Here is a 19,156-nt window from a genome sequence, read left to right as displayed (position 1 = left end):
AAAACATGAGCCTAACACACAAAAAAGCCAAAATGATCAAGACAGCAGCAATCGGATTGCTTGCCATACAGAGCCTGTTTGGATTTGCAGCGCAATCCCACGCTCAGGGACCACTGGAAGAAATCAATTCTACAGTGGATGGTTATTGGTACTCCGGCGGGGAAGTCGAAGATGGGAGCTATTTTGAGGACAGCTCCAACTATGTAGGACTAGACGAAAATTTTGGCATGCAAAAAGCAGCCGTGCAATTCCCATTGACTCAGCTTGATACGTCATTTATCAAGGCCAAGCTCAAATTGTACGTGACCAATGTGAACGGGGACGCTCAAACGGTTCCGAGCTTCACTCTGTACGGCTCCACCTACGGAGCATGGGACGACGATTTTCCGCTGAATCCCAATGATCCGGTCATTGATTCATTTGGGCAAAATCTGCAAGAAGGCGATTGGCTGGAATTTGACGTAACCAATTTTCTTCGCCTCCAGCTAGAGGCGCAAAGCCAGAATGTGACATTTGCGCTTTTGAGCAATACACAGACAGGTGCTTTCGGATTTGGGTCAAATGAAATCATAGACGGCAATTACCCGCGTCTCGTGCTCGAATATGCAGCCAAACAACCGCAAGTGACCCCAGCTACTACCCTGGAAGATACCGCAACTTCAAGTGGACTGGTGATTACTCCTGACCCGGCGGACGCCAGCAGCGTGACCCATTTTCAGGTCAGCGAAATTCAGGGCGGAAAGCTTTACTTGAACGATGGAGTGACTGAGTTAACGAATGGCAACTTTTTGCAAAAAGCAGATGGTGCTACAGGGCTGAAATTCGTGCCTAATGCGGATGCGAATACGCCAGCTGGCGATCTGTTCGGCTTCAAGGTCAAAGCAGCCAAAGATGCCAATGGTGCAGGGCTAAGCGGAGCGGCGGCGGCGGTCATTACGGTGCAGGAAGTGAACGATGCACCGACCGCCCAGAACGATCAGCTCGCGACGGTGACAAAAGGAACGCCTAAAGTGATGATTCCGTTTTCGCTGTTGACGGCAAATGATCAGGCAGGGCCAGCCAATGAGCACGGACAAACATTGACAGTGGCAGATGTTGATCAAGCAGTAGGAGGGACGGTCAGACTTGTCGACCAAGAGGTAGAATTTTCATTGGACCCTACCTTCCAGGGGACAGCGTCTTTTCAATACAGCTTACTAGACGATGGAACAACCAGTGGCCTTCCTGCTTCGTTGACGGCTGGAGCGAAAGCGGAGTTTTCCGTGGAACAAATCACGAAGCCGATAATTTCGCTGGTTGGCGGCAACACAATGTATGTGCCGTTCGGTCAAAGCTTTCAAGAACCAGGCTACTCAGCGAGAGACGCAAACAATAACGACATTACGAACAAGGTGCAAGTGACTGGTCAGGTGGTTACGAGTGAACCGGGAGACTACGATCTGGTGTATAACGTTCAGGACGACAACGGAATTGAAGCTTTGCCCGTGACGCGGACCGTATCTGTCGTCTCTCACGAACTGAAAGGTCTATGGCTGCAAGAAGGTACGATGACACCTGCTTTTCAGCCAAGTGTGGCGCAATACACGCTGCGAGTGCCCAACGAAGTGAGCAGCTTGCGGTTTCGGGCGGCAACTTTGGATCAGACGGCAACCTTGACCATTAACGGGGCGGCTGAAGTGAACGATATAAGCAAAGAGGTGAGCCTGAATCCAGGCCAAAACGATATTACGTTTATCGTGACGGCGCGGAACGGCTCGACCAAGACATACCAGTTGAGTGTGACAAGGGATAGCGCTCCGCCTGTGACGCCGAACCCACCAACTTATCCAGGACATTCCGAAACGATTCCGGAATCGCAGAACCATTTGAATGAACAGGCAAAAGAGGTAATCAAGGAATCAGTTGACGCAAAAAGAATTGCCGAGCAGGTGGATAAATCGCTCGCCCACTTGGCAGATAAAGTTATGAGCAGCAAGCTCGGCGATACCGAGAAGCTTCAACTCGTAGCAAGCACTTCAACAGAAGTTTTGTCTCCGCTCGTTGTCAAATGGAAAGAAGGAGTAGTTTCCGACAAGCAATTGAGAGAAGCGCTGTCCCTCTTTTTAGAAAAGGGAATGAACGAAGGTCTTGCTCAAAGCAAACTGGATGATTCGGAAGTGTTTGCAGCAGGGGCAAAGCTCGTAAGCACGGTGATTCGGGACGTGATCGTCGAACTGGAAGATGATCAGGTCAGGGAAGAAGTGGCTCAGCCTTTCCGTGAAGCTATGGACAAGCTGCTCAAACACAAAAGCATCCTCCAGGTAGCCCAGCATACAGAAGTAGCGGATACGAGCGAACAGTTGAACGAGGTTGCTGCTCTGGTGCAGGACTGGAGCCAGGAGCTTGGCAGCAAGTCCGACCTGTTTGATCTCGAACGGCACTTGCTCATTCAAGTGGTGGACGAAGAAGCGGCGGACGTAGAGGACAATGGCGATCAGCTGCGTTCCAGCCGTGCTGCTTCTGCGTCCCAAGAGCCGACTGTGCTGTTGTCGGAAGAGCTGGTCGAGACTTTGGCAAATCAACAGTTTGCCGTTACCGTTATGGCGCAGTCGGGAGCAAGCGTGAAGCTGCCGCCAGCCTTTTTTGCCCGCTACAACGCTGAGGCGATAGCCGTGGTGGTCGAAGAAAACGACGAGGCAACGATCCCTGCTACGTTTTCCAAGACAAGCGATGCATACGATTTCCGGGTTTTTGCCGGGGAAAAAGAAATCAAGAGCTTTGCCAAAGGAGAGGCATTGATCGGAATACCGTACGCCTATTCCTCGAAAAAGTTCACTCCTTATGCGTATGATGCCGCTCGAAAAAACTGGAAGGCTGGTGCAACAGGCAAAGGCGAAGGATACGTCAAGCATGATGGGGAGCAGTTGCTTTTTCTGACCAGCGCGCCAGGGACGTACATGCTGGCGGAAACAAAGCTGCGCTCTCTCGCTGTGGCTCAACGTACAGTGAAGCTTGAGCAGGGAGCGACGTATCAAGTGCAGGTGACAGGAGCTTTGACGAGCGGCCGAAAAGTGGATTTGACTGCTTCCGAAGACGGCACGACTTACTCGTCAAACAAGCCTGAGTTGATTGAGGTGGATGAGGACGGTCTGATCACGGTGTTGCCGGAGGCGGAGAGTGGTTCGAAAGCGACGATCACCATCCAAAACGGGCAAAGCACGGTGAAAATGACGGTCAGTGTGTATTCTCTGGACAGCATCGCTGTGTCTCCGGCAAAAGCTGTTGTCTATGCGGGAGAGACGCTGCAATTGAAGGTCAAAGGGAAGTATACGGATCGGAGCAGCAGCGACATCACCAAATCGAGCATGGGCACAAAGTATTCGTTGGATGATACGGAATATGCCAAAATCAGCGAAAATGGCTTGCTGGAAGTCAGTCCGGATGCTCCAGATGGAACGGTGATCACCATTACGATCGAAAATGGCGACAAAAGCATAACATACCCGGTTACCGTCAAGCAGAGGGCGTAACCGACAATTGTGGAGTCCGTTGGCATTCAACCAACCGGGCTCCTTTTTCTTGGCACAGATCCAATCATTTATTTGTTGATCTGATTAATCGACATTTTATGCTTTCAATGAGTTTTAACGTATTTTGTAAAGGGTACATAGTACAAACAGGAATCGTTAAGAGTAGGAGAAGAATCGTATGAAACTCACAGTCGGAAAAAAGCTGTACACAGCATTCGCAGTGACGTTGTTGCTGATGGCGGCGATTGGGTGGCTTGGCATCTATCAAATGAAAAATTTGAACGAGAAGGCGGTGGAAATCAATACGAGCTGGTTGCCGGCCGTAGAAGACATCAACCATCTGAACTACTTGACCGAGCATGTCCATGCGCTCGTATTCTCGCATGTCTTTTATCAAAGCAAGGAACAGAAAGAGCCGCTGGAAAAGGAGCTTGCGCTGACCTTGCAGGAAGTCAGGGAGGATATAGCGTCTTACGAAAGCACCCTGGAGGAGGACGACGTCGAGGACCAGAAAATTTTCAGTTCCTTCAAGAGCAAATGGGAGTCGTATGAACAACTGCACGACAAGCTGATGGACGCATCCAGACAGAACAACAGCGCCGACATAAAGGACGTAATTGGCGAAGTGTCTGCCCTGTTTCAGGCCATGAAAAATGACCTCGATGCCCTGATCAAAATCAATCATGACGGGGCAAACAATGAGAGCGAACAAGCGGCAGCGATCTATGACGAGGGAAGAAAAGTCACATTGCTGCTGATAGCCGTCTCCGTCACGGTAGCGGTGGTATGGGCTGCTGCGATTACTCGCAGTATCCGCTCTCGCCTGAACAGGCTGGCCCAGCAAGTAAACGCTGTTGCAGAAGGCGATTTGCGCATGGAAGCTCTCCCGGTAAAAAGCACGGACGAAATCGCAGAGCTGACCCGTGACTTCAACAACATGCTGGCAAAGCTGCGCGAAATCGTTTCCCAGGTGAACGTGACCGCCCAGCAAGTGGCGGCTTCCGCGGAGCAATTGACAGCCAGTGCAGAGCAGACGAGCCAAGCGACCGAACATATTGCGATTTCCATTCAAGAAGTGGCGAATGGCTCGGATCAGCAGGTGCAAAGTGTGGAAGCAAGCTTCCGGGTCGTGGAGGAGATGTCCGGCGACTCCGAGCAGATTGCGACCAAGGCAAACGCAGTAGCTGTCATCTCCAATCAAGCTTCCAACATGGCTTCGGCAGGCAATCAGGCTGTCCATACGACCACGCGGCAAATGGACGCTATTCACTCCACCATGACCGAGCTGGCGCAAGTCGTCAGAGGATTGGGCGAGCGCTCATCGGAAATCGGCCATATTACAGAAGCGATTACGAGCATTGCGGAGCGGACCAATTTGCTGGCGTTGAACGCGGCGATTGAAGCATCCCGGGCCGGAGAAGGCGGGCGCGGCTTCGCTGTCGTCGCGGCGGAAGTCCGCAAACTGGCGGAGCAATCATCCGCTTCTGCCGAACAGATTGCCTGCCTGATCCAGACGATTCAGGCAGAGACGGCGAAGGCTGTGGCGACGATGGACACAGGCACGAAGGAAGTGCGGGAAGGAATGAACGTCGTTCAGATGGCCGGGCAAACCTTCGGAGAAATACAGCAGTCCGTGACGGAAGTGGCAGCCCGGATCGCGGAAGTCTCCGCAGCTTCCGGTCATATGTCAGCGGGCACCGAGCAGGTCGTCCAAACGATTTCACAAATTACGAATGTAGCGCAGTCAGTGGCGCTTGGCACGCAAAATATTACGGCTGCGGCCGAAGAACAGCTGGCATCGATGGAAGAAATCGCCTCCTCTGCCGCCGCTCTCTCCCAGATGGCGGAAGAGCTGCAATCATCCGTGCGCGTATTCAAGCTGTAGCGGCTGTCAATTCCCTCCCGGAACAGATAGAATGGTAGATAAGGAGTCTTCTGGAACAGGAGGGAATCATGTATACAGTTGGGGTTGTCGGTCCTCATACATCTGTTGAACGAATTATCCAGCTCGGGAACGAATACGAGCAGACGATGAAATTTATCGGCTATTCATACAGCGACTTTCAGGAAACGAAAACAATCGTCCGCGAATACGACCAGCAAGTCGACGCCTGGCTATTCTCTGGCCAAATCTCGTACATGGTGGCGAAAAATACGTTAAGCACGGACGAAAAGCTGGTCTACATCCAGCATACGGAATCAGGCATTTACAAAAGTCTTTTGCATATGGGGTACTATCAGCACGAATTTTTGAGCAAGGTGAGCATCGACGAGATTACGACATCCCATCTGGAGCAGGCGCTGGAACAGATCGAAATTGCGCCGCAGGACATGTATGTGAAGACCTTTGACGTTCATTCGAGTACGCAAGAGCTGATCGACTTTCATCTGGACTTGTACCGGGCCGGGAAAACGAAAGGGGCTCTGACGTGCTTTGAAGCCGTCTATTTTGCGTTGACCGAAGCCGGAGTGCCCGCTTATCGGATCGAAAGTACAGATATGGAAATTCGTCAGGCTCTGCGCATCCTCGCGGAAAAAATCCGAACGTTTTACTACAAGGACACACAGATTGGCGTACAACTGGTGGAAATCGAGCAATTCGCCAAAATCAGCGAGAAGGCGAAAAGCTCCTATCATCTGCAATACTTCGAGATGAAGGTAAAAGAGACGCTGCTGCGGTACTGTGAAAAGCTGGACGGTTCTTTGCTGGAAAAAGGCAACGGCCGCTACGTGATTATCAGCTCGCGCGGGGCAATCGAGCGGGAAATCAGGGAGCTTCAGGAGACGCTCCAGCAACTGGCGAAAGAGGTTGAGCATGCCGCAAGTGTCGGGATCGGCTACGGTGTCACCGTGCATACAGCGGAAATAAACGCCGAGCGCGCCCTCCAGTTATCCAAAGACCGGGCCGAGCACGGAATTGTGATCATCCGCGAGGACGGCACGATTGTCCAGTCGGCGGGCGACGAAGAAGAGCTGAGCTTTTCCTTTCGAAGCGACGACAAGCAACTGATCGAGAAGCTGAAGGAAGTCAAGCTCAGTGCGAAAAACTACTACAAAGTCACGGCGTTGATGAAAAGAATGAACTGGAACGACTTTACGATCAAGGACTTGGCGACGCATCTTTATTGGGACGAGCGCAATGCGCGCCGCTTCATGGTCAGTCTGTGCGAGGCAGATTTGGCGGAATGCGTCGGGGAAGAAGCTTCTTCCGCCCGGGGCAGGCCAAGCAAAAGATATCGTTTGAAATAACCATTCGCAGGTTGAATGGTTATTTTTTTTGGCGAAAATGCGTTGAAAAATGAGAATGATTCAAATATAATGCATTTTAGGTAATTACCCTTTTATTACCCTTAAATAAAAGCCGCTGGACAATCGCACTCATTTGAACATATCCAGTCTGGCGAGGGAAGACAGCTTTGCGGATCAACAGGCCGAAGAGAAAGGAGTATCCATTTTTTGCGGGCAAGCTATGAGCACAACGACGACGTGAAGAGAGAGGGAAATTCATGGATCAAGAACAATACCTGAAAAAGAAAATGGGCTTTTGGTCTCTTACGGCACTTTCTCTCGGGGGAATCATCGGTTCCAGCTGGCTGTTCGGCCCTTGGGCAACAGCGAAGCTGGCAGGTCCTGCCGCTATTATTTCTTGGTTAATCGGTGCCATTGTTATTACGTTTATCGCTCTCGTATACGCAGAGCTTGGGCGGGTCAGACCCGAGTCCGGGGGACTTGGACGCTATCCGCTGTACTCGCACGGAAGCATGCTGGCGACTGTGACCAGCTACTCGATCTGGCTTGGCTATTGCGCTACCGCTCCGGTAGAATCGGCTGGCGTGATTCAGTACGCGAATCAGTTTTGGCCCGGACTTTACGACGTGGGCAACGAACAGTTGACGACGACAGGGATGTTGGCTGCTACGGTACTCATGGTCTTTTTCGTTGTATTCAATTATTTCGGCGTGAAGCTGTTTGCTGTGACGAACACGATTATTACGGTCATAAAATTTGTTGTGCCGGTGCTGACGATTATCGCCTTTTTCATGACAGGCTTTCACCCGGAAAACTTCACGAGCCAGGGCTTTGCGCCGAATGGCTACAGTGCGGGTCTGAGCGCGGTGCTCACAAGCGGAATTTTCTTTGCTTACACCGGATTTGGAAACGTCATCATGATGAGCGGCGAAGTGGTCAATCCGCGCAAAAACATTCCGCTGGCTTTGATTGCGTCGCTCGTCTTGGCGGCGATCATGTACGTGCTGCTGCAAGTCGTCTTCATCGGGGCTGTGCCGCCGGAGATGATTGCGAACGGCTGGAGCGGCATCAAGTTTGATTCTCCTTTTGCCAATCTCGCGATGATTGCCAACATGGTCTGGCTCTCCTGGATCATTACAGCAGACGCGATGGTGTCTCCGACAGGCTCTGCGCTCGCTTACACAGCGGGAACTTCCAGACATGTATTCGGGATGGCGAAAAGCGGCTTTTTGCCCGGTTATTTCGGGGTGATCAACAAGCGCTTTGGCGTACCGACTCGCGCGCTCGCTTTTAACTTTGTCATCGGCTTGTTGTTTTTGTTCCCGCTGAAAAGCTGGACGGCAATTGTCGCGATCGTCGGCGCGATCGGCATTTACAAGTACGCCTCTGCGTGCGTAACCGTCATGGTGTTTCGCAAGGTGGGCTTGACCAAAGACAAAGGTCTTCCGGGCATGAGTGTCATTGCGCCTTTGGCGTTCGTATTTGCCACTCTGCTCATTTACTGGACGAAATGGAGCAAGGTGCAGCTGGGGATTACGGGCTTGCTGATTGGATTGGCTTGCTACTTGATCGTTCATTTCATCCGCAAGTACAAAGCGGAGGAAATCATCGGCGGACTGTATTTGATCGCCTACATCCTCGTGCTCATCGGGCTGTCCTACCTCGGCAACTTTGGCGGAATCGGCATCCTGCCTGAGCCGTTCATGTCGATCGTCGCCGCAGTGACAGGCTTCATCTTCTACTACTTTGCGGTGTACAACGGTGTCTGGTACATGCGCAAAAAAGGAAACGTCGCAGAGCTTGCCGAGGAGTAGGCGCAAGCGAGCGGCAAACATTTTTATCGATCGTAAAGGAGAACGTAGCTATGAAGCTTTGGGGTGGCCGTTTTAGAAAAGAAGAAAACAAGCTGATGGAAGACTTCAACAGCTCGCTGCATGTCGATCAGCGACTGTATGCAGAGGACATCAAAGGAAGCGTGGCCCACGTCAACATGCTGGCGCATAGCGGGCTGCTCACCCGGCAAGAAGGCGAGGAGATCGTCAAAGGGCTGCTCGCCATTTTGGAAGAGATCGAAGCGGGCACATTGGAGATCGGCGGCAATTACGAGGATATTCACAGCTTTGTCGAAGCGAAGCTGACCGAGCGGATTGGCGCCACAGCGAAAAAGCTGCACACGGCGCGAAGCAGAAATGACCAGGTGGCGGTAGACATTCGGCTTTATGCGAAAAACAAGGCGCACGAGGTCATGCAAAGCATCGAGGAGCTGCAAGCCAGCCTGGAAGCGAAGGCGCGCGAAAACAACGTGATCATGCCGGGCTATACCCACTTGCAGCGCGCCCAGGTCGTGACGTTCCAGCACCATCTGATGGCGTACTACCAGATGCTGCGCCGCGACAAACTGCGAATCGCCAACGCAATCGAAATCATGAACGAAAGCCCGCTCGGCTGCGGCGCTCTCGCAGGCACGACGCATCGGATCGACAGGGAGATGACGGCAAAAGCGCTCGGCTTCGCAAAGCCAGTCGACAATTTCCTCGACGGGGTGAGCGATCGCGACTATTTGCTGGAGTTGATGTCGGGCTTTTCCATCCTGATGATGCACCTCAGCCGTCTGAGCGAGGAGCTGATTTTGTGGAGCAGCCAGGAGTTCCGCTTCGTGCAAATCGACGACGCGTACTCGACGGGAAGCAGCATCATGCCGCAAAAGAAAAACCCGGACGCCGCCGAGCTGATCAGAGGGAAGACAGGACGCGTGTATGGCTCGTTGACCTCGCTATTGACGACGATGAAAGGGCTGCCGCTTGCCTACAACAAGGACATGCAGGAAGACAAGGAGGCGTTTTTCAACGCTTTGGATACCGTCCTCTCGTGCCTGGCGATTATGTCCAAAATGATCGCGACGATGAAGGTCAATCACGAGCAGATGAAAAAGGCAGTAAAAGCGGGCTTTCTCAACGCGACGGAGGTTGCCGACTACTTGGTCAGCAAAGGGGTTGCCTTCCGCGACGCCCACAGCATCGTCGGCTCGATTGTGATTTATTGCGAGGACAACCAGAAGGCGATCGAGGAGCTGACGCTGGAAGAATTGCAGCAGATCAGCCCGTACATCGGAGACGATCTGTACGCGTTTATCGATTATGAGAACATCCTGAACAAAGGGATTAAAGTGGGACTGCTGCGTTAGCAGAACGCCGAAGCGCTTTTTCCCTCCCTGCGAACCGGGCAAAATTTTCAGGGGCAGGAAGAGTAGCAAGCCATCCGATGCGGTGCTTGTTTTTTTGGAATTGAAAGAAAATTTTTACAGGAAATTGCTCGCGTTTCTTGAAATGTAAGAGGAAACGAACCGAAAAAGAGGTGTTGGGGAATGCGTGAGCTTTTTTCTGTTGCCGACCTGGAAGCGTTTGTCGTGCAAGCCAAGCAGCACACATACGTTGGAGGAGCCAAGCGCCTGTTGCCGTATCGGCTGGGGTCCAAGGACATTCAATATGCAAGCGGGGATTGGGCCTATCACGACAGCTATTTGGGCGAGAGCGATTTTATCGGGCAAGAGGTCGTGTACTTCCAAAAAAGTCCGGTGTGGGCGATGAATTATTTTGGCTACATTACCAAGCCGGAGCGAATCGACGCGCATGCTGCGGGACTGGTCATTAAGGCGAGCTTGTCGAAGATGTACGCGGAGGGCCGCTTTTTGGGGGCGTTCGAGCATGCGCAGGACGATTTGCGCTACGTCGATACGAATGAGGGGAATGTGACTCTTTTTCAGGGGAAGGAATTTATTTACCGCCAGGATGAGATTGTCTATGAATTGCTCTATCATGGCGGGTTGTTGAAAAAGTAGGGCTGCATGATGACCAATCTCGCGCGGGCAACCAAAACCGATCCGCCCCGTGAACCGATTTTGGCATAAAAGCGGCAAAAAGCCACCAGAATACAGGTGGCTTTTTGCGTTGGACGGCTTTTTGGCATGGAGACAAATTGGATGGGTAAGAAACAGCGCGATTGGATCAGAAGAAAGACAGCGGCTTGTCCTATAATCAGCTTGCCACACTACAGGCTGACACTTGAGAAAAGGCTGGACAAGCGAAGGAGGAGCCATGTCAAATCAAGACCAAACACCGTTGTTTACTGGACTGGTCAAGCACGCCCGAAAAAATCCGATTCAATTTCATATACCCGGCCATAAAAAAGGCAAAGGAATGGACCCGGAATTTCGCTGGTTCATCGGCAAAAATGCGCTGTCTATCGACTTGATCAACATCCGGCCGCTGGATGATCTGCACCAGCCTGCCGGGATTATTCAAGAGGCCCAGGACTTGGCTGCCGAGGCTTTTGGCGCCGAGCACACGATCTTCTCCGTGCAAGGAACCAGTACAGCGATTATGACGATGATCATGTCGGTTTGCCATCCGGGCGAAAAAATCATTGTGCCGCGCAATGTGCACAAGTCGATCATGAGCGGAATTATTTTCTCGGGGGCGCATCCGATTTTTCTGCATCCGGAAATGGACCTGGTCTACGGGATCGCGCATGGCATCACTCCAAAATCCGTCGAAGAAGCTTTGGAGCAGCACCCGGACGCCAAGGCTGTTTTGGTTATTCACCCGACCTATTTTGGTACGGCCAGCGACCTGAAAAAAATTGTGAAGGTGGCGCATGCGCGGGGGGTGCCTGTACTGGTCGATGAAGCCCATGGCTCGCATGTGCATTTTCACCCGAAATTGCCGCTGTCCGCGATGCAGGCAGGCGCAGATATGGCGGCGAGCAGCATGCACAAGCTTGGCGGCTCCATGACGCAAAGCTCGGTGCTGAATATCCAGGGAAACCGGATTTCGCTATCGCGCGTACAGGCGATTTCCAGCATGCTTTCCACGACGTCCACGTCTTATTTGCTGCTCGCCTCGCTCGATGTAGCGCGCAAACGGCTGGTGACCGCAGGCAAAACGCTGTTGGATCAGGCAATCCGGCTTGCCAATCAGGCGCGTCAGGAAATCAATCGGATCGAGTATTTGACTTGCATGGGTAGCGAGATCATCGGACAAAACGGGGTGGTCGCCTACGATCCGACGAAGCTGGTCATTTCCGTAAAAGGGCTGGGGCTGACCGGGCATGAGGTGGAAAAATGGCTGAGGGAGCGCTTCCATATTGAAGTGGAGCTGTCCGATTTGCACAACATCCTTTGTATTGTCACACCGAGCGACAGCAAAGCGGATTTGCAAATTCTCGTGTATGCGCTGGAAGAATTGTCGCTGCATTTTCGAGAGCAGGCGAAGGCGCTGGCAGAGGAGCACATGCCTCTGCCACAAATTCCGCAGCTTGCTGTCACGCCGCGTGACGCTTTTTACGCGCCGACCGAAATCGTGCCCGTCGCAGAAGCGGAGGGGAGAGTTATCGCCGAGTTTGTCATGGTGTACCCGCCAGGAATCCCGATTTTTATTCCGGGTGAAGTCATTTCCAAGGAAAATGTGGCTTACGCGCAAAGAAACCGGGAGGCAGGTCTGCCTGTCCAAGGCTCGGAAGACCCAGCGTTTTTGACTGTACGTGTACTCAAGTAAATGTGATCTGCAAAAAAAGGCAGCCTTTGCTACGGGCTGTCTTTTTCTGTGACCAAACCTTGTCGTAAATGCAACCAAATCTTGAACATGGCTGGTTCAAGGACTTGCTTATTGGCTGGTGACACTCGATTGGATCGCCCTTACAGTAGGACTTGTTTCAACCAGTACCGAGCATGGTGATAGGAGATGAGGACATGAAAACGTCCAAGACAGCACGCTGTCTGTCCGTTTTGTACATGTTCCTGCTGCTGTTCATGACGACCGGGTGCGCAGATAAATATCTCGTGCTCAATCCGAAGGGGCCGATCGGTGAACAGCAAAAGGACCTGATGATTTTGTCTACGCTTTTATGCTTGATCGTGATTGTTCCGGTTTTGATTCTGACTTTTGTCATTGTGTGGCGATACCGTGACAGGAAAGGAAGAAAGGCGAAGTACACCCCGGAGTGGGAGCACGGCACGGCGCTGGAGACGACCTGGTGGGGGATTCCTGTTGTCATCATTACGTTGATCGCTATTATTACGGTTCGCTATACGTATTCGCTCGAACCGTCCAAACCGCTGGAGTCAAAAGTCGAACCGATCACGATTCAGGTGACGAATCTGGATTGGAAGTGGCTGTTCCAATATCCCGAGCAGGGGATTGCGACAGTGAACTACGTGCAGTTCCCGGAAGATGTGCCGATTCGCTTCGAGATTACCTCGGATGCCCCGATGAACTCCTTCTGGATTCCCCAGCTTGGCGGACAGATTTATGCGATGTCGGGAATGGCGATGGTTTTGCACCTGCAAGCGGACGAGCAGGGCGAGTACATGGGTTCCGGCGCCAACTACACGGGGAAGGGCTTCGCGGACATGTACTTCACGGCCAAGGCGGCATCGCAGGAAGCTTTTGATCAATGGGTGAGCGAAGTGAAAGGAACATCGGCAGCATTGACTCTGGATGGCTATAAAAAGCTGGCAGAGCAAGGTACCTCGGATGTCCGCTATTTCTCCTCTTTCCCTGAAGGATTGTTTGAGATGACAGTGACGAAATACGCTGCTTCGCACAACCACGGTTTGTCCGTGAAGGCACGCAAGGAAGTGCGCATCGAGGAATAGCCAGAAGGAAGGAGAGAGGAAGACGTGTGGGATAAAGTGAAAGAATTTGCTTCGGAGTTTTTTGTGACAGGCGATCCGCTCATCTACGGTGCGGATGTCAGTATCGCTTTGACGCTGATCGCGATCGTTTCTGTGCTGACTTACTATAAAAAATGGGGCTGGCTCTGGCGCGAATGGCTGACGACTGTCGACCACAAACGGATTGGCATCATGTACATTTTGGCTTCCGTGCTCATGCTGTTTCGCGGCGGGGTCGACGCGTTGCTGATGCGCGCGCAGCTCGCCATGCCAGAGCTGCAATTTTTGCCCGCCGAGCACTACAACCAGATTTTTACCACGCATGGCGTCATCATGATTTTGTTTATGGCGATGCCGCTTATGTTCGGGCTGTTCAATGTGATCGTACCGTTGCAACTGGGGGCGCGTGACGTAGCCTTCCCGTTTCTGAACTCGCTGAGCTTCTGGCTGTTTTTCTCGGGAGCGATGCTGTTCAACTTGTCGTTTGTCATCGGCGGCTCGCCGGATGCCGGGTGGCTGGCCTATCCGCCGTACTCGGATAAAACATTCAACCCTGGCTACGGGCAAGACTTCTACATTTGGGGCATCCAGATTTCCGGGATCGGCAGCTTGATGACAGGGATCAACTTCATCGTCACGATCTTGAAAATGCGCACGCCCGGCATGACGTTGATGAAAATGCCGATGTTCTCGTGGTCGGTGCTGTCGAGCTGTATCGCCATCGTGTTTGCTTTTCCGATCTTGACCGTGACTTTGGCGCTTCTGTTCATCGACCGCTATTTGGGCGGACATATTTTCACGCTGGATGGCGGCGGCAACCCGATGATGTACATCAACCTGATCTGGATGTGGGGCCACCCGGAAGTATACATTCTCGTGCTGCCTGCATTCGGCATCTTCTCCGAGATCGCCGCCACGTTCTCGAAGAAAAAGCTGTTCGGGTATAAATCCATGGTGTTCGCCATGATGATTATTAGCGTAGTGTCGTTCCTCACCTGGGCGCATCACTTTTTTACGATGGGCTCCGGGGCAGATGTCAACGCGTTCTTTGCCCTGTCCACGATGGTGATTGCCATTCCGACAGGTGTGAAGGTGTTCAACTGGCTGTTTACGATGTTCCGCGGAAAAGTCACTTTTGAAACACCGATGCTGTGGATGATCGGGATTATTCCGAACTTCGTCATCGGCGGGATGACCGGGGTGCTCTTGTCTGTCGCGCCTGCCGATTTCCAGTATCACAACAGCTATTTCCTGATAGCCCACTTCCATCAGGTCATTATCGCCGGAGTCGTATTTGGATTTTTCGCCGGATTGTACTACTGGTGGCCGAAGCTGTTTGGCTTCAAGCTGAACGAACGTCTCGGCCGACTGGCTTTCTGGCTGTGGAATATCGGTTTTTACCTGTGCTTCATGCCTCAATACGCGCTCGGTCTGATGGGGATGACTCGTCGGGTATATACGTACGGTTGGGACAAAGGCTGGTTTGAAATGAATCTCGTTTCCACGATCGGGGCCGTCCTGATGGGCGCAGCCTTCATCGTGCAAGTTTGGGATATTGCGCACAGCCTGAAAAAAATGGATCGGGAAGGAACCCAAGATCCGTGGAATGCGCGAACGCTGGAATGGTCGATTCCGTCTCCCGCTCCGTTCTACAACTTCGCTACTTTGCCGCAGGTGACTCATCAGGACGACTGGTGGGAGAAGAAGCAGAGAGGCTGGAGTGCTCCGGCAGTCGAGCTGGAACCGATTCACATGCCGAAAAATTCCGGTATCCCGATCATCATGTCGATGTTTTGGTTTTTCAGCGGATTCGGGCTGGTATTTGACTGGCTTTGGCTGGCGGTACCGGGATTTGTGGGAGTGCTCGCTTGCATGATCGTCCATTCGTTCAACTACAAGCCGGACTATTACGTCCCGGTGGAGGAAGTGCAGCGGGTTGAGGCTGCGGCAAGGAGGGGGAGCAAGTAATGGCTCAGACGCATAGCAACGCCGAGCATCACGGCCACGGCCATGAACATCCTGATCAGGAGGAAATGCGCACCTTTGCTTTTTGGATTTACCTCATGACAGACGTCATTTTGTTTGCGACCTTGTTTGCGACTTACATCGTCCTGCAAGGCAACACGGACGGCGGGCCAGGGCCGAAAGACATTTTTCAGATGAACGGCATTTACGCCAGTACGTTTATTTTGTTGACGAGCAGCTTTACGAGCGGCCTTGCCCTTTTGACGATGCACAAGGGCAATCGACTTGCTCTGATGAACTGGCTGTGGGTGACGATTTTTCTGGGAGCGTCGTTTTTGTTCCTGGAGGTCAACGAGTTTATGCACATGGTGCACGAAGGCGCAACGATCAGCACGAGCGCTTTCCTGACTGCCTTTTACACATTGGTCGGGACGCACGGCTTGCACGTTGCTCTCGGCCTGGGCTGGATGATTATTTTGATCATCCAAATCGCCAAGCACGGCATCACGCCCGTGACCAAGCGCAAAGTCAACATCGTCAGCCTGTTCTGGCATTTTCTCGATATCGTCTGGATTTTCGTCTTCACCATCGTGTATTTGCTGGGGGTGAAGTAAAGTGAGCAACCAAACGGCACACGGTTCCTTGAAATCGTACGTCACCGGGTTTATTTGCTCGATCGTGTTGACGATTATCCCGATTGTCGTCCTCGTAAACAATTGGCTGGAAGGGCTGGGCAGCACAATCGTCTTTTTGGCGGCGGCGCTGTTGCAGTTTATCGTCCAGCTGGTGTTCTTCATGCACTTGAAGGACGAGGAAAAACCGAGGTACAATCTGATGTCGCTTTTGCTCGGGATTTTTATCGTCCTGTTGATCGTGGTCGGCTCCATCTGGATCATGATGTACAACATGGTAGCGATATGAGCAAGAAACAAAAGGAGGGGCCCGGATGCTCGCAGACTGGATACAGCTGACCAAACCCCGCATCCTACAGTTGAATTTGATCGCAGCATTTGGCGGTTACTGGGTGGCTAGCAAGTGGGAGCCGGATTGGCTGCTTCTTTTGTGGCTGTTGACCGGGACGGCGCTGACGATGGCGGCGTCCTGCGTATGGAACAATGTTTGGGATTACGAGCTGGATCGCAAAATGCAGCGGACAAAAGACCGCCCGCTCGCGGCTGGTCGACTGAAAACCGGGGGCGTGCTGCTGTACGCCCTGATGCTCGGTGTTTGCGGCGAGCTGGTTTTGTTCTGGAAAGGAAACGAGCTGGTCGGTTGGCTCGGACTGTTCGGGATGTTCATGTACGGGTGCGTCTATACGATGTGGCTGAAAAGAAAGTCGACATGGAGCACGTCGATTGGCGGGGTGTCCGGCGCAATGCCCCCGGTGATGGGGTATTGTGCCGCTTCGAACGAGCTTGATGCCGGGGCATGGTTGTTGTTTGCCTTGCTGTATTTTTGGCAGCCCGCGCATTTCTGGTCGCTGTCGATTCGGCGCGTGGACGAGTATAAAGCGGCTGGCTTTCCGCTGCTTCCTGTCGTCAAAGGAATCGCCCGAACCAAGCTGCAAATGATTCCGTACGTACTGTTTCTGCTCCCGACGGTCACGGCGATGTACCTGCTAGGGTATGCAGGGGTTGTGTTTTTCGCGGTTTCTTTGCTGTTCGGCATGATCTGGATGGGACATACCATCAGTGGCGTTGTGACAGCAAATAATGAGAAATGGTCGAAAACGAATTTTATCTTGTCCGTAAACTATTTGCTGGTTGTCTTCGTGTGCATGGTCGTCGATACGCCAGGCCGTCCATTTTGGTAGACCAGATGAAGGGCAGGGATTCTTATGAGAGTGGCTTCTTATCTGATCGTATTTTTTCTGCTCGCCGCAGTTTCCGGGTGCGGCAGCCCAGCAGCCGAAGAACAGGCGGAAGTGACGGCTTCCGCTGAAGATACAAGCGCGATGCAGCTATATAAAAAGAACTGCATGAGCTGCCATGGCAACGATTTGTCCGGCAGGGTCGGCCCGAGCTTGCAGCAAGCAGGTTCCAGGCTGACCGAGGAACAGATTGGAGACATCATCAAAGCGGGTGCAAGAGGGATGCCGGGTTACGAAAAGAGCCTGAAGACCGAAGAAATCTCCCAACTGGCAAAATGGTTGGCTGCGAAAAAGGAATAGAGCGGGAGGAATATGCGATGAAAAGAGCAGTCTGGTTCATCACTTTAGTCATCACAATCGTATTGGCGACCGCCTGCGGCAGTGAAAAGGCAAGCAAGCTGAACATACCCGTGCAACCTTTCGCGTTTACTGACCAGGACGGAAAACCTTTTTCCTCAGCCGATGTAGAAAACAAGGTGTGGGTCGCCAACTTTATTTTTACGTACTGCGCGACGGTTTGCCCGACGATGACAGCCAACATGGCGCAGTTGCAAAAGAAAGCGAAGGAGGCGGGAGTGGACGTCGAGCTGGTCTCCTTTTCGGTCGATCCAGAGCAAGACAGCCCGGAGGCACTGAAGGCTTATTTGGGCAAATTCGCTGCTGATTTTTCCAACTGGCATGCATTGACCGGCTACGAGTTTGCCGAAATCAAAACGTTTTTGCTACGCTCGTTCCGGGCTACGATTGCCAAAGACGCTGCATCTGAACAAGTCATTCACGACACGCTGCTCTACCTGGTCGATCAGAACGGCAAAGTGGTGGCACGCTATGACGGCATGACCGATCCGCCTTACGACGAGATCGTGGAGGACATCAAGCTGCTGCAAAAATAGGGCAAGACAAAAAGAGAAACTCCTTTGGCGAGTTTCTCTTTTTGTCGATAAAGCCCTGCCTCGTTTTGTTATCTTATCAGCAGCAGCGCTAGGAGAACAGCTTGAAATTCCTCTGGGGCATTGTCAAAAGCTACTTGCCTGTTGTTACGGAAGAAATCGGCTTCCACTTTTTCATTTTGGTCAATCGGAACGAGATAAATGCCGGATGAATCTGGCTTCAAGCTCTGATGGTGACTCTTATGGCTGGGAAAGGGGCATGGAATTATACAGAATTAGCTTTCGGTAGAAATGGTACTGATGAAGAATCAGATGCTTTTCGACATGCGTTATGGAATATGTGGATAGTATGGGCAGTGAATGATAGTTGGGCAGAAAAGTGGACGAATGCCCACGAAGATGGTGCTTCCTATCAAAACAAAAAATCTCTAACATATAAAATGGATATGCACAATAATGCAGAAGGACGATACAAAGCAGCACAAGAGGGGATAGACAGTGATAGCAGTCGTTCAGACATTAAAATTGCGATTGATGAGTTATACAAAAGCGGAAAGCTTAAAAAAATTAATAAACCGAACCCTAAAAAAGAGAGTACCTGGACACTAGATAAATTTACAGGTAAAGAAGAGGATTATGCAGATCAAGATCTTCCCCCTATTTAGTAAGAAAAAAGAGAACCAGGAATAATCATTCCTGATTCTCCTTTTTGAAAGAAGGTGATATTTATGAAGAATAAATTAATGGTGCCTTTGGCTGCAACAACAATAGTTGTGGTGCTAGTATTTGGATTTTTATATGTGTGGACTGGAACCGATTACTATAAATTTTCTGATGGAGCATCTTCAGAACAGATAGAAGCTCTAAAGAGTAATAAAATAGATTATATGATCAAAGAAGATGGGTCTTTATGGATAAGAAAAAGTGACGAATTGAAAGTAGCACAATGCTGTACATAGCTTTTAAAGTTTTTCCCCTGAATTGCGGAGGCCATAAAGAAAGG

At 51.6% G+C, this 19,156-nt stretch carries 15 protein-coding genes and 1 pseudogene; all 16 read left to right on the top strand.

Annotated features, from left to right (window positions below; all coding sequences use genetic code 11):
* The first annotated feature begins 5 nt into the window (after positions 1–5).
* Positions 6–3,509, top strand: a complete 3,504-nt coding sequence (locus DEP07_RS22970) for an immunoglobulin-like domain-containing protein (RefSeq protein ID WP_287103059.1) — start codon at positions 6–8, stop codon at positions 3,507–3,509.
* A 178-nt stretch (positions 3,510–3,687) separates the two neighbouring features.
* Positions 3,688–5,394, top strand: a complete 1,707-nt coding sequence (locus DEP07_RS22965) for a HAMP domain-containing methyl-accepting chemotaxis protein (protein WP_173599406.1) — start codon at positions 3,688–3,690, stop codon at positions 5,392–5,394.
* A 68-nt stretch (positions 5,395–5,462) separates the two neighbouring features.
* Positions 5,463–6,758: a hypothetical protein gene (locus tag DEP07_RS22960; RefSeq protein ID WP_122963725.1), complete on the top strand. Its 1,296-nt coding sequence runs from the start codon at positions 5,463–5,465 to the stop codon at positions 6,756–6,758.
* 257 nt (positions 6,759–7,015) lie between these two features.
* On the top strand, positions 7,016–8,572 hold the full coding sequence (locus DEP07_RS22955; protein ID WP_173597678.1) for an APC family permease: 1,557 nt from the start codon (positions 7,016–7,018) through the stop codon (positions 8,570–8,572).
* 50 nt (positions 8,573–8,622) lie between these two features.
* Positions 8,623–9,942: an argininosuccinate lyase gene (argH, locus tag DEP07_RS22950; protein ID WP_217023259.1), complete on the top strand. Its 1,320-nt coding sequence runs from the start codon at positions 8,623–8,625 to the stop codon at positions 9,940–9,942.
* Positions 9,943–10,122: 180 nt separating this feature from the next.
* Positions 10,123–10,596 (top strand): DUF5680 domain-containing protein, encoded by a 474-nt coding sequence (locus DEP07_RS22945; RefSeq protein WP_122963727.1) that lies wholly within the window; start codon positions 10,123–10,125, stop codon positions 10,594–10,596.
* A gap of 256 nt (positions 10,597–10,852) precedes the next feature.
* Positions 10,853–12,310 (top strand): aminotransferase class I/II-fold pyridoxal phosphate-dependent enzyme, encoded by a 1,458-nt coding sequence (locus DEP07_RS22940; protein WP_287103056.1) that lies wholly within the window; start codon positions 10,853–10,855, stop codon positions 12,308–12,310.
* Positions 12,311–12,504: 194 nt separating this feature from the next.
* Positions 12,505–13,410, top strand: coding sequence for a ubiquinol oxidase subunit II (gene cyoA / locus DEP07_RS22935; RefSeq protein WP_287103055.1), 906 nt, complete (start codon positions 12,505–12,507; stop codon positions 13,408–13,410).
* A 24-nt stretch (positions 13,411–13,434) separates the two neighbouring features.
* A complete protein-coding gene (locus DEP07_RS22930; protein ID WP_173599402.1) occupies positions 13,435–15,396 on the top strand; it encodes a cbb3-type cytochrome c oxidase subunit I in 1,962 nt (653 codons plus the stop codon).
* The gene (gene cyoC / locus DEP07_RS22925; protein ID WP_287103052.1) at positions 15,396–16,007 is read left to right on the top strand and encodes a cytochrome o ubiquinol oxidase subunit III; all 612 of its coding nucleotides are present in this window, start codon (positions 15,396–15,398) and stop codon (positions 16,005–16,007) included. The genes DEP07_RS22930 and cyoC overlap by 1 nt, the downstream gene beginning before the upstream one ends.
* A 1-nt stretch (position 16,008) precedes the next feature.
* Positions 16,009–16,314, top strand: coding sequence for a cytochrome o ubiquinol oxidase subunit IV (gene cyoD, locus DEP07_RS22920; protein WP_063229517.1), 306 nt, complete (start codon positions 16,009–16,011; stop codon positions 16,312–16,314).
* A 19-nt stretch (positions 16,315–16,333) separates the two neighbouring features.
* Positions 16,334–17,206, top strand: a pseudogene (cyoE, locus tag DEP07_RS22915) (heme o synthase); the annotation flags it as partial.
* A 24-nt stretch (positions 17,207–17,230) separates the two neighbouring features.
* On the top strand, positions 17,231–17,563 hold the full coding sequence (locus tag DEP07_RS22910) for a c-type cytochrome (protein WP_122963733.1): 333 nt from the start codon (positions 17,231–17,233) through the stop codon (positions 17,561–17,563).
* Positions 17,564–17,580: 17 nt separating this feature from the next.
* Entirely contained in the window at positions 17,581–18,156 is a 576-nt protein-coding gene (locus DEP07_RS22905; protein WP_173597671.1) for an SCO family protein, read from the top strand.
* Between the two features lie 239 nt (positions 18,157–18,395).
* A complete protein-coding gene (locus DEP07_RS22900; protein WP_233454115.1) occupies positions 18,396–18,818 on the top strand; it encodes a DUF6973 domain-containing protein in 423 nt (140 codons plus the stop codon).
* Between the two features lie 63 nt (positions 18,819–18,881).
* A complete protein-coding gene (locus DEP07_RS22895; RefSeq protein ID WP_274874424.1) occupies positions 18,882–19,112 on the top strand; it encodes a hypothetical protein in 231 nt (76 codons plus the stop codon).
* The last annotated feature ends 44 nt before the right edge of the window (positions 19,113–19,156 follow it).

This window comes from Brevibacillus sp., from assembly GCF_003521185.1.
Classification (GTDB): Bacteria; Bacillota; Bacilli; order Brevibacillales; family Brevibacillaceae; genus Brevibacillus; species Brevibacillus parabrevis.
The sequence above is the reverse complement of the archived record's forward strand: the minus strand, read 5'-3'. Positions and strand labels throughout refer to the sequence as shown.